We start from the raw sequence: 25516 nt of genomic DNA, 5'->3' as shown, positions 1-25516 counted from the left end.
TTTCCATGATGTTGGAAAAAATGACTACTGCTGGCAAAGAACTGTAGCCTTCTGTTAATGGCTTTTTATAATTAATTACATTTCGTTATAATTCTCAACCTAAAATGTAGAATAGAAATATTCCTATTTTCTTATCTTTGTTCATTATAGAAAATATGGACGCAACACAAGACAAAAGGCTGTTTCTCATCGATGCTTATGCGATGATCTTTAGAGGATATTATGCATTGATCAGAAACCCTAGACTTACCAGCAAAGGATTGGATACTTCTGCTATTTTTGGTTTTACCAATTCTTTGATCGAATTGATCAGGAGAGAAAAGCCCTCCCATCTGGCAGTAGTCTTTGATGTTGGAAAAGCAAGTGTAAGAACAGATGATTTCGCAGACTATAAAGCCAATAGAAGTGAAACTCCGGAAGCCATCAAAATTGCCATTCCCTATATTCATAAGATTTTGGAAGCCATGCATATTCCTATTTTAGGAGTAGAGGGTTATGAAGCAGATGACGTGATAGGAACCATTGCCTGTAAAGCAGAAAAAGAAGGATATACCACATTCATGGTTACGCCGGATAAAGATTTTGCACAATTGGTGACCGAGCATATTAAAATCTATAAACCAGGATTAAAAGGAGGGGATATAGAAATTCTCGGCGTAGAAGAAGTAAAAGCGAAGTACGAGATTGAAGATCCTAAACAGGTGATCGATTACCTGGCTATGATGGGGGATGCAGTAGACAATATTCCGGGGTTGGACGGTGTTGGAGAAAAAACAGCAATGAAATTCCTGAAAGAATACGGAAGTATTGAAAACCTGTTAGCCAATACACATCAGTTAAAAGGAAAACTGAAAGAAAAAATAGAAGCCTCAGCAGAGCGTGGTATTTTATCTAAAAAATTAGCAACCATTATTTGTGATGCTCCTGTAGAATTTCATCAGGAACAATATGATCTTGAAACTCCGGATTTCCAGAAAGCAAAAGAAGTTTTTGACGAAATAGAATTCAACAGATTATACGAAAACCTTTACAGAGCCTTTGCGGTGACAAAAGAAACGATCGTAGTGAGTGAAGTGGAAGTCACCCAAACTCCAACCGCAACGGAGATCAAAGGAAAAACCATGCAGCTGGATCTTTTTGCCAATTTCGAAGAACTGGATCAGGCAACTTCTACAAAATCAACGATTGAACAGAACGACCATCTGTATCAGTTTGTAGATAATCCTAGGGCTCAGAAGATGTTGGTTAATAATTTGCTGAAGCAAAAAGCAGTCTGTTTTGATACCGAAACCACTTCCCTAAATGAATTGGAAGCTGAGCTGGTAGGAATGAGTTTTTCTTACAAAAAAGGACTCGCGTACTATATTCCTCTTTCAGAAGATAAAGGCGAAGTTTTGCAGACACTTGAAATTTTCAGACCGTTTTTCGAAAAAGAAGACCTGCTGAAAATTGCCCACAATTTAAAATTCGATTATAAAATCCTGAAACAATATGACATTACCGTAAAAGGAGCAATGTTTGATACCATGATTGCCCACTACCTGTTGAATCCGGACGGAAGACACGGAATGGATTATCTTTCAGAAGTGTATTTAAATTATAAACCGGTTTCTATTGAGACCATCATCGGGAAAAAAGGGAAAAATCAAGGGACTTTCAGAGATGCTGATCTAAGGACACAGACCGATTACGCAGCAGAAGACGCTGATATCACTTTTCAGCTGTACGAATTATTTGCCCCGCAACTAAAAATAGAAAATTTAGAAGACCTCTTCTTCAATATAGAAATGCCTCTGATGGAGGTATTGGCTAAAATGGAGCTGGAAGGAATTTCTCTTGATGAAAAATGGCTTGCCCAGGAAAGTATTGATCTTGAAAACGATCTCAGACAGCTGGAATCAAAAATATTTGAAATTTCCGGAGAAGAATTCAATATGAATTCACCCAAGCAGTTAGGTGAAATTCTGTTTGAAAAAATGCAGCTGGATCCTAAAGCTAAAAAAACCAAAACCGGACAATATGCTACTTCAGAAGATGTTCTTCAGAAGCTGTCGTCCAAACATGAAATCATTAAGCATATCCTCGAATACAGAACCTATCAGAAGCTGAAATCAACGTATGTAGATGCATTACCTTCACAGATTGAAAAGACGGATAGCAGGGTGCATACCAATTTCTCACAGACAACTGCGGCAACAGGCCGTTTGGCGAGTGTGAATCCCAATCTGCAGAACATTCCGATCAGAACACTGAGAGGCCAGCAGATCCGTGGAGCTTTTGTTTCGGGAGAAGGTAAAAAGATCATTTCTGCCGATTATTCGCAGATCGAACTTCGTCTGATTGCTGAAATTTCAGGAGAAGAAAATATGATCAAAGCTTTCCAGGATGGTGAAGATATTCATGCTTCTACTGCTGCAAAATTGTTTAAAATTCCGTTGGAAGAAGTTTCCAAAACCCAGAGAGGGCAGGCTAAAACGGTTAACTTCGGAATCATTTATGGTCAGGGAGCTTTTGCCTTGGCAGAACAAACCGGAATGTCCAGAACAGAAGCCAAACAGATGATCGAAGCTTATTTCGAAACCTATCCGAAATTAAAAGAATACATGGCTGCCCAGGTGAGCAAAGCCCGTGAACAAGGCTATGTAGAAACTATCTTAGGAAGAAAGCGTCATTTAAAAGATATCAATTCCAATAATTTCGTAGTACGGGGACATGCAGAGAGAAATGCTGTAAATGCTCCTGTTCAGGGAAGTGCTGCGGATGTTGTGAAGCTGGCGATGATTAAAATTGATAAAGAGCTGGATGCACAGAATCTTAAAACAAAAATGCTCCTTCAGGTACATGACGAATTGATTTTTGAAGCTCCCGCTGATGAGGTGGAAGCTGCTTCAAAATTGATTAAAACCGAAATGGAAAGAGCACTCGAAACACAGGTACCATTACTGGTAGAAGTTGGAGTAGGGAAGAACTGGCTGGAAGCACATTAATATTGGTTTCCTATATTTCTTATGTTAAAATATAAACTTCCGCCCTTGGGCGGAAGTTTTTTTATTATCGTCTTCTGGAAGGGGCGCTTCTTGTATGAGCACTTACACGAGTTCCATCCTTTCTGGTATATCCCTTTACACTTACCGAACCTCCTGAACTCGAGCTGCTAGAATTGTAACGATAAGAAGAACTGGATGATTTTGTTGAAGGGACATAATTACTGTATGAGGTATAGGATGGATTATATGCCCATCCAGAATAATCTCCCCATTTTATTTTTCTATAATTCTTTTTGTTAGTGGTTGATGAAAGATACACCTGTGTATTTTGGGGTATTATTGTCACCAAATTAATAGAATCTGTTGAACTATACATTTTTGCATCTTCAGATAGCAATACGGTATAATAATTTGTTGAACATGATGTAGTCGCTACACAAATCATAAAAAGGCAGAATAAATTAAAAATATATTTCATGGTTTTATTTTATATTTTCAAATGTATGCTGTCATCGTTAGATTTCATTATGGGAAACCATAAATGAAAAATGTATAAAATAAAAAGGCCAAAAATTCAGCCTTTTTATTGTCATCATCTGTAGAGTAATTACTGGTTATTAACTGGTTGTTTTTACCTTCGTCTTTTTATACAATCACTTAAATTCATCATGAATACATGACAAAAATGATAAAATATAAGCTTTCAGTCAATTACCCTTTTGTGTAATTTTCAAAGGCTTAAAAACGGGATAAAACGATTATTCAACATCTACTAAACTGTAAACCTTCCGTATAATGTTGTCCGGAGAAACACTTTCAAACCGGTAATTTTCTTTTTTCAAGTGGAAAGTTTTGGAATTTGTAGGAGTATCCTCTTCCATGGTATTGGTAACTTCCTGCACTAATTTACCTTTCATAGGTTCATAATATAAAGCCTGATGACTTCCTGCGCCCATATTGTAGGTTTCAATATAAGTAAGGACAAGGGCATTGTTGAGGTATTTAAATGTACTGAACAGATTTCCGTTAGGTCCGATATCATATAAATTGATACTGAGTTCTCCTTTTTCGATACTGATGTCTTCCGGATCATGCATTTTGTAGCCATCACTGTTGTATTCATCAGGAAATACCATTGTTGAAACTTTATCCAGTTTGTAGGTGGAACCGGGATTTTTTAAAATTACTAAAACCGTACGGCCAGCCAGGGTATCAGCTTTTTTTCTTACTACCAGTGCCAGATCGGGAAGTCCGTCCTGGTTAAGATCTCCTTCCGCTTCGTATTGTATTTCATAACTACCAGAAATAAAATCAGAAGCTTTTTTACCCGTCGCCGGGAATCCGGAAATCTGTTCCGCAGTTTCATGAGTCGATACATTCTCTGGAATGTTTGTATTCGTAATTGTATCAGTTTTTGGATGCGATCCACTTGCTTCATTTTTATGACATGAATAGGCTGTAAGAAGGCATACAAGGAGTAAAGGAATAATTTTTTTCAAGGGTATTTATATGGTGGTTTTTACAAATTTAGTTTTTATTTCGTGGAAATAGAGAAGGAAAATAGAGATACAGCCCAGGATAATAACCGGTAAAAAAGATAAGTAAGCTGTAATATAAAGTTCTTCCCTGAAAACATACGTGCTCCAGGAAGATTCTCTTTCAACAAAAAGGCTATAGTTCCAGAAAAACCATACGGAAGCCATCATGATGAAACTTGCAGATGCTTTAATGAAAAGGTTTTTAATCAAAGAAAGCAGAGAAAATAACAACGTTAAAAATACCCCGCTCATCAATGCTATTACAAAAGCATCCTCAAAAAAACTGCATTCTAAACAGTTGCTGGAAGTGTAGTCCGACAATTGTCCCATCGACCAGTAGAGTTCCATAAAAGTAGCCGTGAATAGAATGAGTAAGGTTATCAGGCTTCTTTTTAACCACCTGGAAATAGATTGTATGGAAGGAAATTGTGTTTTTTTCAAAGGATTTACTATTATTAATACTGAATGTTAGTTTTGCTCTTTAATGATTCTTATAATCGCAAGATCATCGGTAGGCTTTACGCCATAATGATATTCCAGTCGCTTTAATTTTTTATTGAGCATTTCTTCGGTATCAAGATAAGATCGATCAAGGAGAAGATAGTTTGCAAAGTCTATATTTTCTTCTGTTTCAGTTTTTTTAACCTTCGAAAAAGTAAGAATTCCATCTGTTGCAATCGAAACATCATTGAGCTCATTAAAAAATACTTTTTGTTGCTGGCCGACATACCATTGTTCAAAATCTTCAGCCAGATGATATGCCATGTAATCAGGTTTATTATCACGTTCAAATTCAATGATTTCACCATTGACACAAATTACGCCATCGCCTATAACCAGAATAATACCATTATTTTCTTTTTCGTTATAAAGGAGAATTGTAAGTGTAGTTAAAAGCTCTTTTTCATCAAGCATGAGCTGATTCTTTACTGAAATAAGTTCCTGAAATACAGTTTTTATAATTTCTTTAAGATCATCTTCAATATTGACAGCCTTGTCTGATTTTTCATATAATTCTTTGTAACCGACTTCAATAGATACCTTTCGTAAGAGTTTCCCAATTAATGTTGAAGCAAAATGGCTGTCCATTGCTGTTGAACATCCATCCATTACAGCACATAATATGGTATTATTGCCAATTTTCTTAGTTATGAGGTAATCTTCACAATGATTGATATGGTAGTCACCGATTTGTATAGCGGAATAAATGTTCATGAATTTTAAGATAACTTATTTTTAAAGATTGAATGGAGAAAACTATTTATAAGGATAAGATTTTTTGATGTTTGAGATTTCTTTTTTCATTTTAATTTCCCAACCAGTGCCGTTTCTTTTTTCGAGATAGGGTTTCACTGTTTCTTCATATTTCTTTTGAGCTTCATTATCAACTAAATCTATTATGCAGCCCGTATTTTTATACATAATACCATATTTTTTGTAGATACTGTCAATTTTCCGGGTTGTTTTTTGGTCATATTGCGGAAGAGAAAAACCTCCGGAATATTTGATGATTACCGAGTCGTTTTTAATATCTTTTTCTGCCTGCTTAATGTATTCATGCTCTGCTTGTGAAATTTCTTTTTGGGTAGTCATAAAAGTACGTACAGAATGGTAAACAATAACCATAAGGATGATAGAATTGAGAATCAGAAATATCCTTATAAACTTCCTTTTGAAGGACAGATTTTTTATAAGTATATTGCTGATCAGGTAAGTAATAAGAGCTGTCCCAGCCAGTATTGCCCCAAGATATTTCACCTGGGATTCTTTAATCATAGACCAGAAAGAAAACCTCATCGGATAGTTGATCAAATAATACGACCCAATATGAGCTCCAGCGAGAAGCAGTACTACAAAAATATTTAAATAGATCGGTTTTTTATTCATACTGAGAACGATAATGAATGATCAGATTTTTGATCCAGTGGTTGATTTCAGCTTCATGGGTTACTATAATTTGATTCCACCTAACGTGCATTTGCAGTGAACATTCATACATTTTGACACCTTCCCGGGATAGATGGATGTTCTTTTTAAGACTGTTCATCCTTTCATCCAGCCATGTCGTATTTTTATATTTTACAAAAACAGGATTAAGATAATAACTGATCTTTTTTTCACTCTGAAGGATTCTGTCAATGACAGCCGTCAGTTCAGGTTTAGCTAAAAAATCTAATGATTCAGGAAGATTAATAGAAATGAGATGTTCAAATTCATGATTCGACAGCAAAGGATAGATAAGATCCATCATTTCCGGAATAGAAATAGATTCGATGTTTTCAGTCGTGATAAAAACTGCGGGAACATCTATTCCAAGGGCAGTATAGGCTTCTATTTTATGATGTCCGTCCAATACATAGTGACGCAAACTTTTGGGATTGCTCAAAATAATAGCTTTTGGCCGTGCACCATCCTGTATCATTTTCTTATAAAAGTCCACGCGCTCCGTATTAATCTGGTTATAATGAAGGGTGTAAAATATTTCATATTCACTATAAGGATAAAGACTGCCATAGAATACTTTTTTTGAAGGATCCCCATCATAGTGAGAGATATGGTATTTGTGAAATTCTGTTTTCTGCAGGTCGATATCACCAAAACGGATTTCATAGTCGCCATTGGCAAAAAGATCCATAAAATCAGGGATACTGCTTAGAATTTGATCTTCGCTGCCCTGCAGCAGAAAGTGATCAATGGTATTGGTGAAGTTTTTTTTCTCTTCCTGGGTATGAGCCGAAACCGAAAAATATTCACCGATACTTCCCTGAAAATCAGGCCAGATTGCCAAAGCAGGTCTTCGTATCATTAAACATTCAACCATACCGGATGCAATGATTCTGATAATACCTTGTCCGTTGTTTACTTTAATGTTCATGGAATAGAAGTGATGTTTTTATTTAAAATGATCTTGAGAAGATATGTTACACAGTGGGCAGCCGTTATTGCTTTGGGGGCCCGGGACCATAGGGCAGGAGTCATCTTTATCCAGAAGTCCGTCATGATCATAATCAGGCCATGGACATCCATTGTTTTCCAGAGCTCCCATTACGGTTGGACATTCGTCATACTTATCAATAAGGCTGTCTCCATCACTGTCAGACCATGGACATCCTAAATTATCCTTTTCTCCAGCTTCTTTTGGACACTGATCTAGATAAAACAGAAATCCATCGCCATCCTCATCAGAAAGACATGTCTTTTTAGAAAAATCCTTTCTGCATTTTTTGAATGCTTCTTTATTTTCAATGACCTGGGCCTGAAAATAAACGGATAAGAATTGGAAAAGTAAAAGAAAGATTCTGTTCATGGATTTCTATAGTACATCTAATATAATTAAATTTTCCATAGCAAAAGAACAAAATTATATCGGTCATGACAGCTTTTAAAGTATTAAATCTTATTCTGTTTTTATTGTAGTAATTAAGATGATTATTTTAATAAGGAGAATTTTGTTTAATAACTTCAAGTTGATTACTTAAATTGGGTTTTAATTGTTCATTTATGGTATTCCATTTGTGATGATTTTCAAACTTAAAATCTTTGTAAATACTAAGAAATTCATTAAAATAGGTAGTAAAATGACGGAATGTTTCAGAATTATCCCTGCTTTTGAAATCTAAATAGTCCCAATAACCGTAGAGTAGGTATTGTTCTTCACTTGTAAGAAGCTGTTCATAGGACATATGAGTAGTAATCTGAAATGCCGTTTTTAACCCAACTTTTTCTTCTTTGAGCATAGTACCCAAAATTCCGATAACGGCTCTGGATACGATTTCCGGTGAAGCATTTTCGCAATTTTTGAGAAGAATCTGTATCACACTTTGAGCATTCTTATCGATTGTAGAAAGCTCAATAAATGCATATTCAGATTCTTCTTCAGAGGCTAATATGGTATCCACCCAATCAATGACAAGCTGTGTCCTGATGGCACCGAATTCCAGCAAAATGGCAAAAACTTTTAATAAATTTTGATAGTCTTTAATAGAAGTTTTCATTGCGAAAATTGTTAGATTTCATATTCAAATTCACCGAGATACAATAATGAAAAGAAATCATCTTCCACTGTAACAGGATGTTGCACTGCTTTTTTACCTACAAAAACAACAGTATTAATATCAACGCTCAGACCAAGTTCATTGATTCTTCTCTGCGCAGCCGGAATCCACTGATCAGCAAACGAATAATCGGAAAACTTTTCGTACAGGCTTCTGTTTCCATCCTCAAAACCTGCTTCCAGAAAATCATAATCGATCCATGGAGTGTCCTGAGATTCCGCAAATTTTGAAACATAGATACCATCATCCTCTTCTTCCATATAATAGCTTTCGTCCTCTTCGATGAAATCATCAAAATCCTCTTCGTTTCTAAAATTTCCTATCCATAAATGTAAAATTTCTTTCTCCATGCTAAAACTGTATTGATATTATTTTTTTAATTTTTTTATTGATTTCTATAGGGGTAATCTTTTTTCTGACGCACTTTCGCTAATAGCTTTTTCAAGCCTTGATACCCTGGTTTTTTCCTGTTTGGCACTCACAATCCAATGGATCACCACCTTTTTGTAGGAAGGAGTCTGCTTTTCAAAAAAATTCCAGGCTTTATGATCTGCTTTAAACTGCTCTTCATAAACAGGATCAAGAATAATGGTTTCTTTTTCGTGTGAATAGATACCAGTTTTTTCCTTTTTTCTCAGGTCAAATGCTTTTTGGCCTTCAGGTCTCATTAATCCCGCTTCCATAAGATCTTCAACTTTCTTAATGTTGATGGCACTCCAGATGCTGGAGGATTTTCGCGGGGTGAACCGGTTAGAATAGCTTTCATCATCAATAGAATGCCTTATGCTGTCTATCCACCCAAAACACAACGCCTGATCTACAGATTCTGACCAGTTCATCGATGGTTTTCCACTTCCTTTTTTATAGAAACCTACCACCACTTCTTTTTCAGTAAGGTGATTGTGTTCCAGCCACTCCCGGAACTTTTCCTTTGTCGCAAAAAATAGAGGGACCATCTTAATTATGCTTTATGCGGTTTAGACTGTAATATTACGAAAGTTTTTTGATTCGTTAAAAGCAGAATAGGTAGGCTTAATAAAGGTTTTTGGAGAAGTTGATGATCCATTTTGACAAATTAGAGGGTTACAAGATCTTGAAGGAAAAAAATATCATTTTTTGTTGTAATTTTATTTCAAGATTAAAATGTATATAATGGATTTTTTACAGGATCATTACGCTGTTCAGAACGAACTTTTGTTGATCGTTATTTCCGTGTTCTTAGGCCTGTTAATCGGTGCAGAACGCGAATACCGAAATAAATCTGCAGGGTTGCGTACTTTTATTTTAGTATGTTTTGGATCCTGCCTTTTTACCATTCTTTCTATCAAAATAGGAGTGGCGAATCCGGATCGTTTGGCAGCCAATATCATTACAGGAATAGGTTTCTTAGGCGCCGGAGTAATCTTTAAAGGAGATAATAAAATTGAGGGAATCACCACCGCTACCACTATATGGGCTACCGCATCAATAGGAATGGCTGTAGGTTCAGGGTATGTGTATTTGTCACTGTTGGGAACGGTGCTTGTCCTGCTTATTTTAAGTTCACTTACCTATCTTCAGAGTTTTATAGACAACCACCATAAGATCAGGGAATATAGAATATCCGTATCCAATGCCGAAGATATCAGCCATTGTGAAGCTAAATTTAAAGAACACCACCTCAAATATATGACGATAGGGCAGCAGTATACACAGGGGAGTTTAACCACCCGGTGGAGTCTTACAGGAGAAAATAAGAATCATGAAGCATTAATGAAAAGTCTGATCAGTGATCCGAAAATAACAGCTTATCAGTTTTAAAATGAACAAAAAAATAAAGGCCTGAGCCTTTATTTTTTCTTGAAAACATACAGATCTTTATTAGGCCCGTCGATTTCTCCGCCGTCCATATCAAGCTGTATCAGTTTGTTTTCACCTACTTTATATTTGTACTTGGCACTTTTACCTTTTAAAGTAATGAAGCTGCCTGTGGCATCCCATTCAAAAGTACCTTTATCCTCGTTTTTGGATTTTCTGTCGATATATTCTTCCGTAATACTGAAAGTTTTATCTTTATTCAGAGTCAGGGAAGTCTTGATGCCCGGACAGTCTGCACACGGAACTACCGCTTCATAGGTTCCGTTCCAGTCTAGAGAATTTTCAGAATTATCGCCGGTAGCTACAGTTGTATCCTTGGGTAATGTGTCAGAAGATGCAGTCTGCATTCCTGTAGAATCCGGTTTTGAAACGGAAGTCATGCCGGGAGCTTGTTCTTTGGATGTACATGAAGACAGAAATGCGGCAGCCGCAATTCCTGCAATAAACATTTTGCTTTTTATCATAATCAAATATTTTGTGGTGTTAATTAATTTCAGGCTGACAATTAGGAAACAAAAATTAAGCCAGTGGATTGGTTAGTGGTTGTTAGTTGATAGTTGATGGTTTTTTAGTGTTTAGTGTTTAGTGTTTGGCCTTTGGCGTTTAGCTTATACGCTGTGTTAATAGTCTGATGTCTGAAATCTAGTATCTTGTTTCTTTGCTCTTTATTCTTTGTTCTCTGTTTCTCAAATCGATCTCTCAATTCCCTCTGTTCCGGTACATAATATTGTAAAAACCCGATTTTCGATGGGCTTTCATAAGGACTCATGTTAATATTCTTTGTAAATTGGAGCAAAATTTTGATTATGACAAAAAAGATACTTTTATCTGTATTTCTTTTGCCGGCTGCCATGGCATTTGCACAACAATATGGAGGAATGTGGATCCCTACAGAGCTGAATGAAAAGGAAATGAAGGACCTGGGAATGAAGATTTCTGCCAAAGACATCTATAACACTCAGAAACCAAGCATTAAAGATGCGGTTGTACAGTTTAACGGCGGTTGTACCGCAGAGATCATCTCGCCTAAAGGATTATTATTAACCAACCATCACTGTGGGTACAGCCAGATTCAGGCACATTCAACCGTTCAGAATGACCTTTTATCCAATGGATTTTGGGCTAAAAATCCGGAGGGAGAACTTCCTAATCCGGGGGTAAAAGTAGATTTCATTGTTGATATCAAAGAAGTCAGTAATCAAATTTTAGAAGGAACAGACATCCTTACGGAGCCTGAGTTGACTAAAAAGATCAATAAAAATATTGAGGTTTATAAAAATTCTCAAAAAACAGAACCGTTCCAGTCGATTATTGTAAAGCCGATGTACTATGGAAACAAGTATTATGCATACACTATTGAAACTTACAAAGATATTCGTCTGGTAGGCGCTCCGCCACAGAGTATAGGGAAATTTGGAAGTGATACGGACAACTGGGTTTGGCCGAGACATACCGGAGATTTTTCGATGTTCAGAATTTATGCAGACAAAAACAATAAGCCTGCAGAATATTCAAAAGACAATATTCCGTATGTTCCAAAACATTATCTTCCGGTTTCCATAAAGGATAAAACAGAAAATGATTTCACGTTTGTATTCGGATTTCCGGGGAAAACCACAGAATATCTTCCTGCCGTTGGAGTAGAAAAGATCATGACGGATATTGATCCTGCCAGAATTGCAGTACGTGAGGTAGCCTTAAAGACCCTGGACGAAAAAATGCGTACCGATAGCGAAACACGCATCAAATATGCCTCAAAATACGCATCAGTAGCCAATTACTGGAAAAAATGGATTGGTGAGGTAGAAGGATTAAGGAAATCCAATGCCGTTGAGAAAAAAGTAATGTACGAAGGATCTCTGGTGGCTAAAAATCATGAAATCAAATCTACATTAGATCAGTTATACAAGCTTTATAATGATCAGGCACCCTATGCTTTAAATAATGCATACTTCACCGAAGTCGTTAAAAATGCGGAAACCTTAAAGCTTGCAGGTGATTATTACGATTATATAGCATCTGTAGAAGCCGGAAGAATGGACGAAAAAGAGCTTACAACGTTAAAAACCAAGCTCACGACATTCTATAAAGATTACAGTGCAGAACTGGATGCAAAAGTAACCGCAAAATTACTGGCTTTATATGCTAATAAAACGCTTCCTCAGTTTTTACCTTCAGGATTTGATAAATATAAAAACGAAACTCAGAATATTCCTGTGATAGAAGACATGTCTAAAAACTCTATCATTACAGGAAGAGCCAATGTAAACGGTACTTCTCTGACCGCAGATATCGATAAAGCATTCTCTAATCAGGATAAATTAATCAAAACTTTAAAGAAAGATCCTGTTTACCAGCTGTATGTTTCCATGAAAGAAACATATATGAAGATTGCTGATCCTCAGTTTACCGCTCTTCAGACCAAAATAGATGCTTTACAGAAGAAATTCATGGCACAGCAGATGGAAACGGATAAAGACCGTAAATTCTTTCCGGATGCCAATTCTACCCTTCGTGTAACTTATGGAAAAGTAAAAGGTTCTACTCCTAGAGATGCGGTTTCATATGGGTATCAAACCCATTTAGCCGGAGTTATTGAAAAATATGTTCCGGGAGATTATGAATTTGATGTTCCTAAGAAACTGATCGATCTTTACAACAGGAAAGATTATGGAATCTATAAAGACAAAACAGGTGATGTTCCGGTAGGATTCACCGCTACCAACCATACAACAGGTGGAAACTCCGGAAGCCCGGCACTGGATGCCAACGGAAATTTGGTAGGCCTGAACTTTGACAGACAGTGGGAAGGAACGATGAGTGATATCAATTATGATCCGCGTTTCAGCCGAAACATTATGGTGGATACCAAATATATCCTTTTCATCATTGATAAATTTGCCGATTCAAAATGGCTGATCGATGAGATGAAAATTATAAAGTAATTTTTAAATTATACCTTTTAGAATCTATTTACATTGTTCTTCGGTTCCATGTAAATAGATTCTTTTTTATTTCCTAAAGTCTGTCCTTCACCTTATGTGTTTACATATAGATTATTCAGAATGTTTCAGGTGTATTTCCACAATAAATTAGATATAAAAATCAGAGAAAATTTTCATGGCGTTGTATATAGATGATTTCTATTGGAAAAATAATTTACGGGTGTATTTATCTATGTAATTTTAGATAAAACATTTTTATGAAAAGCAACACTCTTAAAATGTGTACAGAATGCGGTACACAGTATCCTGAAAATTACACTGAAAATAATTGTATCATCTGTGAAGATGAAAGACAGTCTGTTCCTCAGAGCGGACAATCCTGGACTACCCATGAAAAACTCCTGGAAAAGCACAGTGTAAAAATCAATAAAATAAATGATAATCTCTATGAATTTACGGTAAATCCCAGGTTTTCTATAGGACAGCGGGCACTGTTCATCATTTCTGAAAAAGGAAATCTGATGTGGGACTGCATTCCTTTACTTGATGAAGGAGTAATCGAATTTATTAAATCAAAAGGCGGATTAAAGAGCATTGCCATTTCACATCCACATTACTATTCGATCATGAGAATGTGGGCAGAAACCTTCGGATGCAGCATTTTAATCCACGAAAAAGATCAGGAATGGGTAGTGAACGGTGGAAATTCCGTAGAATACTGGAACGGTGATACAAAGAAACTTTGGGACACTTTACAGCTGCACAACATAGGCGGACATTTTGATGGCAGCAGTATCATTGAAATCCCATGGATGGGTGAAAAAGGGACATTGCTCATCGGTGATACCATGTATCTTTCTCCTTCTTTAAAACATTTTGCGGTGATGAGAAGCTATCCCAACAGGATTCCGCTCCCGCTAAGTGAAATCAGAAGAATTCAGGGACGTTTTCAGGACATACCTTTTGATACGATTTATGGCTTTTATTCCTATCAGAATATAGAAAAAAACGCAAAAGACATCCTGAAAGATTCTTTCTCCAGATATCAATAAAAAAATTCGAGAACTTGTTCTCGAATTTTTTATTTTATAAATATAATTTTTCAGTTAATGTCCAAAAATATCTTTCAGGCTTACTTCCGTAAAAGGTCCCATTTTTCGTACAGCATCCATGTCAAGGTTTTCTTTTTTTCCGATAATGGCTGTATTAAAATGTACCGGCTTGATTTCTGTCTGGTAAAACTGTTTGATATCCTCAAAATTCAGACTTTGGATCTGCTCATAGATATCTTTCCTGAAATCATGATAAATACCCAGCTTTTTCAGTCTTAGCGTATTAAAAAATATATTGGTTCTGGTAATTCTGGCTGAAGCAATCTGTTTCAGGGCGGCATATTTGGCATTCTCAAACTGGATAGGTACTTCCGGCATCTCATTCATCAGGTCCGTCATGGTATCAACAGCAATCTGAAGCTTATCAGGCTGGGTTCCGATATACGTCGTTACATAATCCGGGTGTCCCGATTCTGAATTGGCAGCGTAAGAAACATAGGCAGAATATGCAAGACTCTTACTTTCACGGATTTCCTGAAAGACGATAGATGACAATCCTCTTCCGAAATATTCATTAAAGACATTTACTTTTCCAAAATTCCTGGGATCTACTTCATTCCCTTTCCCGATTTTGCTCATTTCCACCTGAACCATGTCGTAGTCTGTAAAATAGACATTTCCTGTAGTATTCGGCTCCGGATATTTTTTCGGTTCCGGGATTTCAAGACTTTCAGTTTCCACGTACTTACCGATATATCCTTTGAAATCTTCAAAATTTCTTCCATAGAAAAACAGTTGGTAAGGATATTTAAACAGGGTTTTCATTCGGTCTGTGAAAACTTCTACGCGGCTGTTGGTGAGTTCTTCCGTAGAAATGATATCAGTGAAACGAGAAAATTTGCCCAATTTCGTATAGTTGGTCAAGGCAGTCATGATGCGGTTTTTGTCTTTTTTCACCGCTTCCCGGTTTTCCAGAATGGTTTCTGCAAACTGATTGTAGATTTCCTGATCAGGCATCACATTGTACATCCAGTGCTGTAGCAGCTCGATTCCCTTTTCAAGATTTTCTTCCAATCCGCTTAATGAGATTAAAAGTTGATTATTCGTTGTTTTAAAATCATTGCTTACCCCAATTTTAAAGAATTCTTGCTTCAAATCCTCAGGAGAAAACTTCTCCGTTCCCAGATACTGCAGAACCTGCGTTGAAAGTCCCAGTTCCCTGTCATGATCACTTCCAAAAGGAAAAATGAAATAAACCTGTGCAAGATTGTTGTATCTGTTTTTAACGAAACTCAGGTGCTTATCTTTAACAATGTCTTTCGTTATTTCTTTGTCATAATCGATAAATTCCGGGATGATGATCTCTTCTGTTATTTCAGACAGGACCTCTTTTAGAAACTCAGACTGCGCATCACGGTTGATTTTAATAGGAGTGATGCCTGGATTCTCTACCCTTAGTAATTTATCATTGATCCCTTTTTCCTTGTAAATAATTACATAATTATCTTTGAAAAAAGTATTTGCAAAATTGACGATATCTTCTTTAGTAAAAGTGGCGTACTCATCCATTTCATTCAATTCCTCTTCCCAGCTTCTTCCTTTGATATACGTATCATAAAGGTTGGTGGCAAGTCCTTCGGCCGTTTCAAGAGCTTTCATTCTCTGAAGTTTGAAATCATTGACAATAGCAGGAAGCATCCAATCCGGAAAATCTCCTTTTTTCACCAGTTCGATTTGCTCCAGAACCATTTCTTTAGCTTCATCCATGGTCTGTGCTTCCTTGGGAACGGCTACAATTGAAAAGTATCCGTATTCTTTTAACCCTACAGAAAAAGCCTGTGCCCAAAGCATTTTTTGAGTCTGGTTAATATGAAGATCCAATAATCCGGCTTCCCCTCTGTTGCTTAAAATATTGGCCGTAATATCGGCTAGTATTGCTTCTTTTGATCCGTAGCTTTCCGTTCGCCATGCCAGCTGAACCCTTGGAGTCGTTGGGCTGTGTACTGTTCTTGCAACGATCTCTGTAATAGGGCTTTCAATAATTGGCGTTTTCTTTGGAAGTTCTTTATAAGGCAGGCTTCCGAAATACTGGTCAATAAGCTGTATGGATTCCTCAAAATCCAGATCTCCCACCAATACCATTGCATAATTATTAGGAACATAATATTCATCAAAATACTTATGAATAGCCTTCATCGAAGGGTTTTTAAGATGTTCAGGCTTGCCGAGTGTAGTCTGCTGCCCGTTAGGATGGGTTGGAAAAAGAGCATCCATCAATTCATAGCTTACCAGTCTGGCATCATTATCCTGCGCTCTGTTGAATTCCTCATACACAGACTCCAATTCCGTATGAAACAGACGTAATACGATCTCTGAAAACCTTTCTTTCTCCACTTTTAGCCATTTTTCAAGCTCATTGTTGGGGATATTGTTTTTGTAAACCGTTTCATCAAACCACGTATGGGCATTGGTTCCGCTGGCTCCTAATGAAGAAATCACTTTATCATATTCATTGGCAATCGCATATTGGCTTGCTTCCTGAGAAATCTCGTCTATTTTTGTGTAAATTTCTTTCTTTTTTTCAGGATCCTGTTCTTCTTTATGCTGCTCATAGAGTGCTTCAATCTGTTCGATCAGTACTTTTTCTTTCTCCCAGTTTTGAGTTCCCATTCTGGAAGTGCCTTTAAACATCATATGTTCAAGATAATGAGCCAAACCTGTATTGTCTGCCGGATCATTATTACTTCCGGTTTTTACGGGAATGAAAGTCTGTATCCTTGGCGCATCAAAATTTTGGGCAAGAAAAACCTTTAAACCGTTTTTTAAGGTGTAAATTCTTACATTATGTTCGTCGTGGGTGATGGTAAAGTATTCGTAATTGTTTTTATCAGTATGTATCGTTTCCTTATATCTTTTGTCAATCATATATAAACTCATTTCATTCTTTACAATCCAGAATGCTATACAAATGTAAGGAATCAAAAAAGAATGTTTTATGATTTTCTTACTATTCAATCTATAGTAACGATTTGTAAAAGTGAATACATATTCAAAGTTATTTCGGATATCTGAGGAGCCATAGCAATTTTGCGCAAGTTTTAGAATTTTTAGTCAAGGCTGCCTTTCTTTTGTGCTTTGAATTTTCAGGACCACAGATTTCTCAGATTTACACAGATGATTATGTTAAAGGACTATATGCAGTGCTCATTAACATATTTTGTTCTCACGATGAATAAATCTTTGATTTTTTAATTTATATGAACTTAACTTATATGTAATCATTTAAACTTAAAAAACATTAGTACTCTTTGCTTCAGGGTAAAAGGACATAAAAAATAAGGGGATAATCATTTTGTTGCAGACGTAAAATGATATAAGTTTGCATCAGGTTTTCCAAAAAAATATACCATGTCCGGAAACATTCTGATCATCGATGATGAGATCAAGCTCCTGAAACTATTAGGAATGATTCTTTCCCAAGAAAATTTTAACGTAAAAGAAGCTTCTACAGCCCGCTCAGCCATGACGATGCTGGAGCAGTATGATTTTGATGTTGTGTTAAGCGATGTCCGTCTTCCCGATGCTTTTGGAGTTGATCTGGTGAAGGCTATCAAAACCAAATATCCTTTGCAGGAAATTATATTGATGACTGCTTTCGGGAATATTACCGATGCTGTTCAGGCTATGAAAAACGGGGCTTATGATTATCTGGTCAAAGGTGATGATAACGAAAAGATCATTCCTCTCGTATACAAAGCGCTGGAAAAAGCAAAAGATAATAAATCAAAGAATATTCAAAAAGGCAGTACTCAGAAAGGTTTCAGCCAGATTATCGGAAACTCTCCAGCCATTCTTCAGGCTAAAAAACTGGCCGAAAAAGTAGCGCTGACAGATGCTACAGTTCTTCTGACAGGTGAAACAGGAACCGGAAAGGAAGTGTTTGCCAATGCGCTTCATGAAGGAAGTGAAAGACGGAAACATCATTTCGTTGCCATCAACTGTTCCGCATTCAGCAAGGAAATTCTGGAAAGTGAACTTTTTGGACATAAGCAGGGATCTTTTACCGGAGCCGTGAAGGATAAAAAAGGATTGGTAGAAGAAGCCGATGGCGGAACCCTATTTTTAGATGAGATCGGAGAGATGCCGATTGAGCTGCAGGCAAAGCTTCTCCGTGTGTTAGAGACCAAAGAATTCATGAAAATGGGGGAGACGAAGGTTTCAAAATCCGATTTCAGATTAATTGCTGCCACCAACAGAAACCTGGAAGAAGAAATCCAGCAGGGTCATTTCAGGGAAGATCTTTACTTCAGACTCAATGTTTTTGAGATTAACCTTCCGCCGCTTAGAGAAAGAAAAGAAGATCTGAAAATGCTGGCTAAAAACTTTATTGATATTTTTTCCCAAAAGCTTCATTTAATCTCTGTTGAGGTAAGTCCGGAGTATTATAAAATATTAGAAAAAAACAACTGGAAAGGCAACATCCGGGAGTTGAGAAATACCATAGAAAGAAGCCTCATTTTAATAGATAATAATACATTAGATGCTAAAAGCCTGCCTGTCTATTCTGAAAAAGCAACAGGTGAAAAAGATTCTTTAAGCATCAAATCTTTGGAAAAAGAGCACATTCAAAAAGTATTGCAATATACGAAAGGCAACAAAGCAGAAGCCGCAAGACTGCTGGAGATCGGCATTGCCACGCTGTACCGCAAACTGGAAGAATATGAACTAAGATAATAAGTACATCTTATCATTTTAATAACGAGCCTATCATTTTGATAGGCTTTTCTGTTTTTATATCCATCATGATAATGTCATAAGTTGTTTATTAATAGCTAGTTGAATTTGTTTTTAACAAAATGGACTTTCTTTTGGCATATAGAGTTTAAATAAAATATTTTAAAATGACAACTTCAAGAAATGCATTCAAAAAACGGAAGCATGCAGGATTCAGCCTGCTGATCGTATCGTATGTCCTGTTTACCCTATTAACCTTAATTGTAAAGATATGATGCTTATATGTTTAATCCTGCTTGTAGCAGTGATGTTTTGGCTTTTATATAAATCTGTTGAATTTTTTGATACAATATAAATTATGTGGAGTTTATTTTTCCTTTCCATCCTTGCCTTTGTGTATATCTGTTATGTTTTAATAAAACCTGAAAAATTTTAAACCCTCATGAATACAGAAATTTTAGGCATCATAGCGATGTTCGTCATCACATTAGTAATCGGTTTATTTTTAGGTAAATATATCGCTAATGTGTACGGGTATAAAAAGACCTTCTTAGATGCGGTTTTTCAGCCTGTTGAAAATATTATTTACAAAATTTCAGGAATCAATCCCAACCGTCAGATGACCTGGAAACAGAATATGTCTGCGATGCTGACGATCAATCTGGTCTGGTTTGTTATCGGATTCTTTATCCTGTTAAAGCAGTCCTGGCTTCCTTTAAATCCTGATGGAAACCCTGATATGTCACCAGACCTTGCTTTTAATACCGCCATATCATTTTTAGTCAACTGTAATCTCCAGCATTATTCCGGAGAGACGGGAGTAAGTTATTTAAGCCAGCTCTACTTAATGTTTCTGCAGTTTGTAACTGCTGCAACGGGAATGGCTGCTATGGCTGTGCTTTTCAAAGCATTTAAAGATAAAACAACCACCGAACTGGGGAATTTTTATGACTTTTTTACTAAATCTATGATCAGAATCCTGGTTCCGATCAGTATTGTGGTCGCTTTTATCCTTTCTGCGAATGGTACTCCAATGACTTTTGAAGGAAAAGATCACATCACGACACTGGAAGGCCATAAATCTGATGTTTCCAGAGGTCCTGTCGCAGCATTCGTTGCGATTAAACATTTAGGAACCAACGGCGGTGGATTTTTCGGAGCCAACTCTGCCCATCCGCTTGAAAATCCAAACTATATGACTAATATGACCGAAATGGTTACCCAAATGATCATTCCGTTTGCTATGGTTTTTGCGTTAGGATTTTATCTGAAAAAAAGAAAACTTTCCTGGACTATATTTACCGTAATGACGATTGGTTTCCTTGCCCTTGCAGTTCCCAATATCATAAATGAGTCCAATGGAAACCCCTTGATTACACAGATGGGAGCGGACAATCATCTGGGCGCCATGGAAGGTAAGGAAATACGGTTTGGAAGCGCTGCCTCAGGATATTGGAGTATTGCAACCACTGTCATCTCTACAGGTTCGGTCAATGCGATGCATGACAGTACAATGCCTCTGTCCGGGATGAACCAGCTTCTTGCGATGATGATCAACTGCTTTTACGGCGGCTGTGGAGTAGGAATCCTGAACTACTTCATCTTCATTATTCTGGCAGTTTTTATCAGCGGGCTGATGGTCGGAAGGACGCCGGAGTTTTTAGGCAAAAAGATCGAAGCCAAAGAGATGAAAATAGCCATGATTGTTGCTTTATTCCATCCTTTTTTAATTCTTGTAGGAACAGCTTTAACGGCTTATATGCCTGAATTGGGAGCTAAAACCTTAAACAATCCGGGATTCCACGGATTCAGTGAAATGCTGTATGAATTTACATCTTCTTCAGCCAACAACGGTTCCGGTTTCGAAGGATTAGGTGATAATACCCCGTGGTGGAATATCTCTACAGGAATTGTCCTTTTATTGTCAAGATTCATCCCGATTATCGGTCCTGTTGCTATTGCAGGTTTACTGGCCCAGAAAAAATATATTCCTGAGAGCTCAGGAACGCTGAAAACGGATACGGCAACTTTTGGATTTATGACACTGGCTGTTATTCTCCTCATTGCGGCCCTCTCTTTCTTCCCGGCGCTTACCTTAGGTCCGATTGCAGAACAGCTTCAATATTTTTCTAAATAACTCATAAAAATTGCTTAAACCAGTAGAGGAAGAAGTGAAGCTATTCACGGATTCCTTCCAAGTTTAAAAAATTAAAAATTAAACTCATTCAAAAAATGAAAAATCAGTCACAGACATTATTTCAAAGAGATTTGGTCAACGAAGCTGTCAAACAGTCTTTTGTAAAGCTGAATCCGAAAATTATGTTTAAAAATCCCGTCATGTTTCTGGTAGAAGTAGGAACTGTGGTGATGTTAATAGTAAGTCTTTTCAGTCTGTCCGGTGATACGTCGCAGGGAAGCTTTGCCTATAACTTTTTAGTATTTATCATTTTATTTTTCACGGTTTTGTTTGCCAATTTTGCAGAAGCTATTGCAGAAGCAAGAGGAAAAGCGCAGGCAGATACTCTGAGAAAAACGAGGGAAGAAACTCCTGCCAAATTAGTGGTGGATAATAAACCGGGATTTCAGGTAGAAACCACATTAAAAATGTCTGCCGAAATGAAACTGGGTGATATCTTCCTTTGTGAAACCGGAGATCAGATCCCGATGGACGGAGAGATCATTGAAGGACTGGCAACCATTGATGAATCTGCCATTACCGGAGAAAGTGCTCCTGTCATCAGAGAGTCGGGTGGGGATAAAAGTTCTGTAACCGGCGGTACCAAAGTGCTTTCCGACAGAATAAAAGTAAAAGTAACTACAAAACCCGGAGAATCTTTTCTGGATAAAATGATTGCCCTTGTAGAAGGAGCTTCAAGACAGAAAACACCGAATGAGATTGCTTTAACGATACTATTGGCAGGGTTTACCCTTACGTTTGTGATCGTTACCGTTACCTTAAAACCTTTTGCAGATTATGCGCAGACCCCCATCACTATTGCGTCGTTTATATCACTTTTCGTTTGTTTGATCCCGACAACGATTGGAGGTTTGCTTTCTGCAATCGGAATTGCGGGAATGGACAGAGCATTGAGAGCCAATGTCATCACTAAAAGCGGGAAAGCCGTTGAAACTGCCGGAGATATTGATGTATTGCTTTTGGATAAAACCGGAACAATTACGATCGGAAACCGTAAAGCAACACAGTTCCACCCTTCGGAAAATATCAAAATGGATGATTTCATTAGAGCTTCTGCACTAAGTTCAGTTGCGGATGAAACTCCGGAAGGAAAATCCATTATAGAACTCCGTCAGCTTAAATCAGAAGATCTGCTTGTTCCCAATCCTGTATACATTGATTTTTCAGCTGAAACCAGAACGTCAGGAATCGATTTTGAAGACACAAGGATCAGAAAAGGAGCTTATGACACCATTAAAAAATTAACGGAGAAAGCCGGAAATATTTTCCCGCCGGAAACTCAGGAGGCTGTAACCCAGATATCCCAAAATGGAGGAACTCCGTTGGTGGTTTCTGTGAATGAGAAAGTATGGGGTGTTATTGAACTTCAGGATATCATAAAAACAGGAATCCAGGAGCGTTTCCAAAGATTGAGAAAAATGGGTGTTAAAACCGTAATGGTAACGGGTGACAACCCTTTAACTGCCAAATTTATCGCTGAAAAAGCAGGAGTAGATGATTTTATTGCGGAAGCCAAACCCGAAGATAAAATGAATTACATCAAGAAAGAACAGCAGGAAGGAAAGCTTGTGGCGATGATGGGTGATGGGACCAATGATGCCCCGGCTCTTGCACAGGCCGATGTAGGCGTAGCGATGAACAGCGGAACGCAGGCTGCCAAAGAAGCAGGAAACATGGTGGATCTGGATAATGATCCTACGAAGCTTATTGAAATCGTTGAGATTGGAAAACAATTGCTGATGACCCGCGGAACGCTTACTACATTCAGTATTGCGAATGATGTTGCCAAATATTTCGCCATTATTCCGGCACTTTTTATCACGTTTGTTCCTGCTCTTCAGAAACTGAATATCATGAATCTTCACAGTCCGGAATCGGCCATCTTATCAGCTATTATTTTTAATGCGATTATTATTCCTTTCCTGATTCCACTGGCGCTAAAAGGGGTTGCTTACAAGCCAATTGGTGCAAGTGCACTGTTGAGAAGAAACCTGTTGATCTATGGTTTAGGAGGTGTTATTGTTCCTTTCATTGGAATAAAACTCATCGATTTATTCATCAGTTTATTCTTTTAAAATTTAAAAAATGAAAAATTATATTGTATCAGCATTCAGGCTGACCCTTGTTATGCTGGCTGTTGTAGGCGTTTATCTGTTCATTGTTTATGCCGGATCAAAAGTATTACCAACCCAGGGAAATGCTGAAATCATTACGCATAACGGGCAGAAATTTTATGCCAATATCGGCCAGGAATTTACATCTTCGAAATATTTCCACGGCAGACCATCTAATGTGGGTTATAATGCTGCAGGAAGCGGAGGAAGCAACAAAGGACCCAGCAATAAAGAATACCTAGACCTCGTACAAAAGAGAATGGATACCTTGAAAATGCAGCATCCGGAAATGAGCGGTACCGAAGTTCCCGTAGAATTGGTCACCGCAAGCGGAAGCGGCTTAGATCCGGATATTTCTGAGGCAGGGGCTTTGTATCAGGCAAAAAGAATTGCAAAAGAGAGAAACTTTTCGGAAGAAAAAGTAGAACAACTTATTGCAAACCATACTTCAAAGCCTCTTATAGGACTTTTTGGCCCTGCCAAAGTGAATGTATTACAATTGAACATAGCGCTGGACCAGTTAAAATAACCGAAATTTATTATGAAAAAATACATCATTGTTGGGATCATGTTGGGGATTTTTTTTCCAAAAGCTCAGTCTTCAGATTCATTAAAAACAAATCATAAATTTACTTTTTCTGCGTATGCAGAGCTTTTTTACACCTATGATTTTGATGAGCCGGGTAATCATCTCCGTCAAAATTTTTTATACTCTTATAACAGACATAATGAAGTGAATCTAAACCTTGGTTTGGTAAAAGCAGCCTACCAAGATGAAAACCTCCGGGCGAATTTTGCTCTAATGGCCGGAGCGTATGCCCAGGATAATATGTCTGCGGAACAAAATGGATTACAAAATGTAAATGAGGCGAATATAGGAATTAAGATCTCCAAAACTAAAAATCTATGGATTGATGCGGGGATCATGCCTTCTCATATCGGCTGGGAAAGTGCCATTGGAAAAGATAATTATAATCTTACCAGAAGTTTCGCAGCAGAAAATTCTCCTTATTTTGAAACAGGTGCTAAAATTTCCTACACTTCAGATAATGGAAAATGGTTTGTGAGTGGACTCCTCCTGAACGGATGGCAGCGGATCGCCAAAACTGAAGGAAATCAGAGTATGTCTTTCGGACATCAGCTAACCTATAAACCGAATGACAAAATTACCCTGAATAGCAGTTCTTTTATAGGGAATGATAAAACAAAAGACGAAAAGAGAATGCGGTATTTCCATGATTTATACGGGACTTTTCAACTGACGGATCGATTTTCCACCATTGTAGGTTTCGATATTGGAGCGGAACAGAAATTAAAAGGCAGCAACCAGTATAATATCTGGTACAGCCCGAATGTTTTGATGAAATATCAAGTAGACAGCCGATGGGCTTTAGCAGGAAGACTGGAATATTACGATGATAAAAACGGTGTGATCATCAATACAAAAACCCCGAATGGGTTCCAGACTTTTGGGTATTCTTTCAATGTTGATTATGCTGTAATGAAAAATGTGGTATTCCGTACAGAGGCGAGAGGATTTACTTCTAAGGATGCCATTTTCGTGAAAAATGATCAACCGAAGCAGGGAAACTTTTTTATAACGACCAGCCTGGCTGCGTGGTTTTAGAATATCATTTAAAAAGTATATTTATAAACCACAAAAGGCACAAAGTTTTTAACACATAAGTTGAATACATCTGTGAATAGAAGTTCATTAAAGATTAAATAAGTTTTTAAAAATAAAAGATTTTTATTCATCATGACAGCAGACTACACGATATATAGGCGAATATAACATAATCATCTGTGTAAATCTGATAAATCTGTGGTTGCAGAATTGTAAATCAAAAGGTCACAAATTTTTTAACCCATAAGTTGAATAGATCTGTGAATAGAAGTTCATTAAAGATCAAATAAGTATTTAAAAATTAAAGATTTTTATCCATCATGACAGCAGGCTACACGAGATGTAGGCAAGTATAACATAATCATCTGTGTAAATCTGAGAAATCTGTGGTTGCAGAAATAAACTTAACC

General features: G+C 37.2%; 22 protein-coding genes. 10 read left to right on the top strand and 12 right to left on the bottom strand.

The annotated features are described in order from the left end of the window. Positions 1-155 precede the first annotated feature (155 nt). Entirely contained in the window at positions 156-2987 is a 2832-nt protein-coding gene (gene polA / locus SB679_RS19065; protein WP_410703906.1) for a DNA polymerase I, read from the top strand. A 64-nt stretch (positions 2988-3051) separates the two neighbouring features. Here the strand turns inward: polA and SB679_RS19060 are convergent, their stop codons facing one another. The 10 genes from SB679_RS19060 to SB679_RS19015 form a co-directional block, all read right to left on the bottom strand. Further along, positions 3052-3465, bottom strand: coding sequence for a hypothetical protein (locus tag SB679_RS19060; protein WP_410703904.1), 414 nt, complete (start codon positions 3463-3465; stop codon positions 3052-3054). A gap of 280 nt (positions 3466-3745) precedes the next feature. After that, positions 3746-4486, bottom strand: a complete 741-nt coding sequence (locus SB679_RS19055; protein ID WP_410703902.1) for a hypothetical protein — start codon at positions 4484-4486, stop codon at positions 3746-3748. Positions 4487-4492: 6 nt separating this feature from the next. Further along, entirely contained in the window at positions 4493-4966 is a 474-nt protein-coding gene (locus tag SB679_RS19050; RefSeq protein ID WP_410703900.1) for a hypothetical protein, read from the bottom strand. A gap of 27 nt (positions 4967-4993) precedes the next feature. After that, positions 4994-5740, bottom strand: coding sequence for a protein phosphatase 2C domain-containing protein (locus SB679_RS19045; RefSeq protein ID WP_410703898.1), 747 nt, complete (start codon positions 5738-5740; stop codon positions 4994-4996). A 42-nt stretch (positions 5741-5782) separates the two neighbouring features. Beyond that, the gene (locus tag SB679_RS19040; RefSeq protein ID WP_410703897.1) at positions 5783-6412 is read right to left on the bottom strand and encodes a hypothetical protein; all 630 of its coding nucleotides are present in this window, start codon (positions 6410-6412) and stop codon (positions 5783-5785) included. Next, the gene (locus SB679_RS19035) at positions 6405-7400 is read right to left on the bottom strand and encodes a hypothetical protein (protein ID WP_410703896.1); all 996 of its coding nucleotides are present in this window, start codon (positions 7398-7400) and stop codon (positions 6405-6407) included. The genes SB679_RS19040 and SB679_RS19035 overlap by 8 nt, the downstream gene beginning before the upstream one ends. An 18-nt stretch (positions 7401-7418) precedes the next feature. Continuing rightward, a complete protein-coding gene (locus SB679_RS19030; protein WP_410703894.1) occupies positions 7419-7832 on the bottom strand; it encodes a thrombospondin type 3 repeat-containing protein in 414 nt (137 codons plus the stop codon). A 127-nt stretch (positions 7833-7959) separates the two neighbouring features. After that, positions 7960-8520 (bottom strand): hypothetical protein, encoded by a 561-nt coding sequence (locus SB679_RS19025; protein WP_410703893.1) that lies wholly within the window; start codon positions 8518-8520, stop codon positions 7960-7962. Positions 8521-8531: 11 nt separating this feature from the next. Continuing rightward, positions 8532-8930: an immunity 22 family protein gene (locus SB679_RS19020; protein ID WP_410703891.1), complete on the bottom strand. Its 399-nt coding sequence runs from the start codon at positions 8928-8930 to the stop codon at positions 8532-8534. A gap of 45 nt (positions 8931-8975) precedes the next feature. Next, positions 8976-9536, bottom strand: a complete 561-nt coding sequence (locus SB679_RS19015) for a YdeI/OmpD-associated family protein (protein ID WP_410703889.1) — start codon at positions 9534-9536, stop codon at positions 8976-8978. A gap of 196 nt (positions 9537-9732) precedes the next feature. Here SB679_RS19015 and SB679_RS19010 point away from each other — a divergent pair, with 196 nt between their 5' ends. Continuing rightward, positions 9733-10380, top strand: coding sequence for an MgtC/SapB family protein (locus tag SB679_RS19010; RefSeq protein WP_410703887.1), 648 nt, complete (start codon positions 9733-9735; stop codon positions 10378-10380). A gap of 29 nt (positions 10381-10409) precedes the next feature. Here SB679_RS19010 and SB679_RS19005 read toward each other — a convergent pair whose 3' ends face one another. Then, a complete protein-coding gene (locus SB679_RS19005) occupies positions 10410-10901 on the bottom strand; it encodes a copper resistance protein NlpE (RefSeq protein WP_410703885.1) in 492 nt (163 codons plus the stop codon). Between the two features lie 342 nt (positions 10902-11243). Between SB679_RS19005 and SB679_RS19000 the strand changes: the two genes are divergently transcribed. Both SB679_RS19000 and SB679_RS18995 read left to right on the top strand, forming a co-directional pair. Next, the gene (locus SB679_RS19000) at positions 11244-13382 is read left to right on the top strand and encodes a S46 family peptidase (protein ID WP_410703884.1); all 2139 of its coding nucleotides are present in this window, start codon (positions 11244-11246) and stop codon (positions 13380-13382) included. A 257-nt stretch (positions 13383-13639) separates the two neighbouring features. Then, positions 13640-14434 (top strand): hypothetical protein, encoded by a 795-nt coding sequence (locus SB679_RS18995; RefSeq protein WP_410703883.1) that lies wholly within the window; start codon positions 13640-13642, stop codon positions 14432-14434. A gap of 54 nt (positions 14435-14488) precedes the next feature. Here the strand turns inward: SB679_RS18995 and SB679_RS18990 are convergent, their stop codons facing one another. Then, positions 14489-17359, bottom strand: coding sequence for a M16 family metallopeptidase (locus SB679_RS18990; protein ID WP_410704019.1), 2871 nt, complete (start codon positions 17357-17359; stop codon positions 14489-14491). A 483-nt stretch (positions 17360-17842) separates the two neighbouring features. On the opposite strand from SB679_RS18990, the gene SB679_RS18985 reads away from it, so the two are divergent. From SB679_RS18985 to SB679_RS18960, 6 genes are all read left to right on the top strand, one after another. Beyond that, positions 17843-19168, top strand: coding sequence for a sigma-54-dependent transcriptional regulator (locus tag SB679_RS18985; RefSeq protein ID WP_410703882.1), 1326 nt, complete (start codon positions 17843-17845; stop codon positions 19166-19168). Positions 19169-19526: 358 nt separating this feature from the next. Beyond that, positions 19527-19604: a potassium-transporting ATPase subunit F gene (locus tag SB679_RS18980; RefSeq protein WP_077415921.1), complete on the top strand. Its 78-nt coding sequence runs from the start codon at positions 19527-19529 to the stop codon at positions 19602-19604. A gap of 6 nt (positions 19605-19610) precedes the next feature. Next, positions 19611-21305: a potassium-transporting ATPase subunit KdpA gene (kdpA, locus tag SB679_RS18975; protein WP_410703881.1), complete on the top strand. Its 1695-nt coding sequence runs from the start codon at positions 19611-19613 to the stop codon at positions 21303-21305. Between the two features lie 95 nt (positions 21306-21400). Continuing rightward, positions 21401-23440, top strand: a complete 2040-nt coding sequence (kdpB, locus tag SB679_RS18970; RefSeq protein WP_410703880.1) for a potassium-transporting ATPase subunit KdpB — start codon at positions 21401-21403, stop codon at positions 23438-23440. A 10-nt stretch (positions 23441-23450) separates the two neighbouring features. After that, positions 23451-24008, top strand: a complete 558-nt coding sequence (gene kdpC, locus SB679_RS18965) for a potassium-transporting ATPase subunit KdpC (protein WP_410703878.1) — start codon at positions 23451-23453, stop codon at positions 24006-24008. 12 nt (positions 24009-24020) lie between these two features. Continuing rightward, positions 24021-25106: a porin gene (locus SB679_RS18960; protein WP_410703876.1), complete on the top strand. Its 1086-nt coding sequence runs from the start codon at positions 24021-24023 to the stop codon at positions 25104-25106. Positions 25107-25516: the final 410 nt, after the last annotated feature.

Origin of the sequence: Chryseobacterium sp. SIMBA_029 (assembly GCF_046535275.1) — a bacterium.
Classification (GTDB): domain Bacteria; phylum Bacteroidota; class Bacteroidia; order Flavobacteriales; family Weeksellaceae; genus Chryseobacterium.
This window is presented reverse-complemented; position numbering and strand designations above follow the sequence as displayed.

Bases quoted from the DNA above. Each gene is read 5' to 3' on its own strand.
- polA (WP_410703906.1), top strand. From the start codon at position 156: ATGGACGCAACACAAGACAAAAGGCTGTTTCTCATCGATGCTTATGCG.
- SB679_RS19060 (WP_410703904.1), bottom strand. From the start codon at position 3,465: ATGAAATATATTTTTAATTTATTCTGCCTTTTTATGATTTGTGTAGCG.
- SB679_RS19045 (WP_410703898.1), bottom strand. From the start codon at position 5,740: ATGAACATTTATTCCGCTATACAAATCGGTGACTACCATATCAATCAT.
- SB679_RS19040 (WP_410703897.1), bottom strand. From the start codon at position 6,412: ATGAATAAAAAACCGATCTATTTAAATATTTTTGTAGTACTGCTTCTC.
- SB679_RS19035 (WP_410703896.1), bottom strand. From the start codon at position 7,400: ATGAACATTAAAGTAAACAACGGACAAGGTATTATCAGAATCATTGCA.
- SB679_RS19030 (WP_410703894.1), bottom strand. From the start codon at position 7,832: ATGAACAGAATCTTTCTTTTACTTTTCCAATTCTTATCCGTTTATTTT.
- SB679_RS19025 (WP_410703893.1), bottom strand. From the start codon at position 8,520: ATGAAAACTTCTATTAAAGACTATCAAAATTTATTAAAAGTTTTTGCC.
- SB679_RS19020 (WP_410703891.1), bottom strand. From the start codon at position 8,930: ATGGAGAAAGAAATTTTACATTTATGGATAGGAAATTTTAGAAACGAA.
- SB679_RS19015 (WP_410703889.1), bottom strand. From the start codon at position 9,536: ATGGTCCCTCTATTTTTTGCGACAAAGGAAAAGTTCCGGGAGTGGCTG.
- SB679_RS19010 (WP_410703887.1), top strand. From the start codon at position 9,733: ATGGATTTTTTACAGGATCATTACGCTGTTCAGAACGAACTTTTGTTG.
- SB679_RS19005 (WP_410703885.1), bottom strand. From the start codon at position 10,901: ATGATAAAAAGCAAAATGTTTATTGCAGGAATTGCGGCTGCCGCATTT.
- SB679_RS19000 (WP_410703884.1), top strand. From the start codon at position 11,244: ATGACAAAAAAGATACTTTTATCTGTATTTCTTTTGCCGGCTGCCATG.
- SB679_RS18995 (WP_410703883.1), top strand. From the start codon at position 13,640: ATGAAAAGCAACACTCTTAAAATGTGTACAGAATGCGGTACACAGTAT.
- SB679_RS18990 (WP_410704019.1), bottom strand. From the start codon at position 17,359: ATGATTGACAAAAGATATAAGGAAACGATACATACTGATAAAAACAAT.
- SB679_RS18985 (WP_410703882.1), top strand. From the start codon at position 17,843: ATGTCCGGAAACATTCTGATCATCGATGATGAGATCAAGCTCCTGAAA.
- SB679_RS18980 (WP_077415921.1), top strand. From the start codon at position 19,527: ATGTGGAGTTTATTTTTCCTTTCCATCCTTGCCTTTGTGTATATCTGT.
- kdpA (WP_410703881.1), top strand. From the start codon at position 19,611: ATGAATACAGAAATTTTAGGCATCATAGCGATGTTCGTCATCACATTA.
- kdpB (WP_410703880.1), top strand. From the start codon at position 21,401: ATGAAAAATCAGTCACAGACATTATTTCAAAGAGATTTGGTCAACGAA.
- kdpC (WP_410703878.1), top strand. From the start codon at position 23,451: ATGAAAAATTATATTGTATCAGCATTCAGGCTGACCCTTGTTATGCTG.
- SB679_RS18960 (WP_410703876.1), top strand. From the start codon at position 24,021: ATGAAAAAATACATCATTGTTGGGATCATGTTGGGGATTTTTTTTCCA.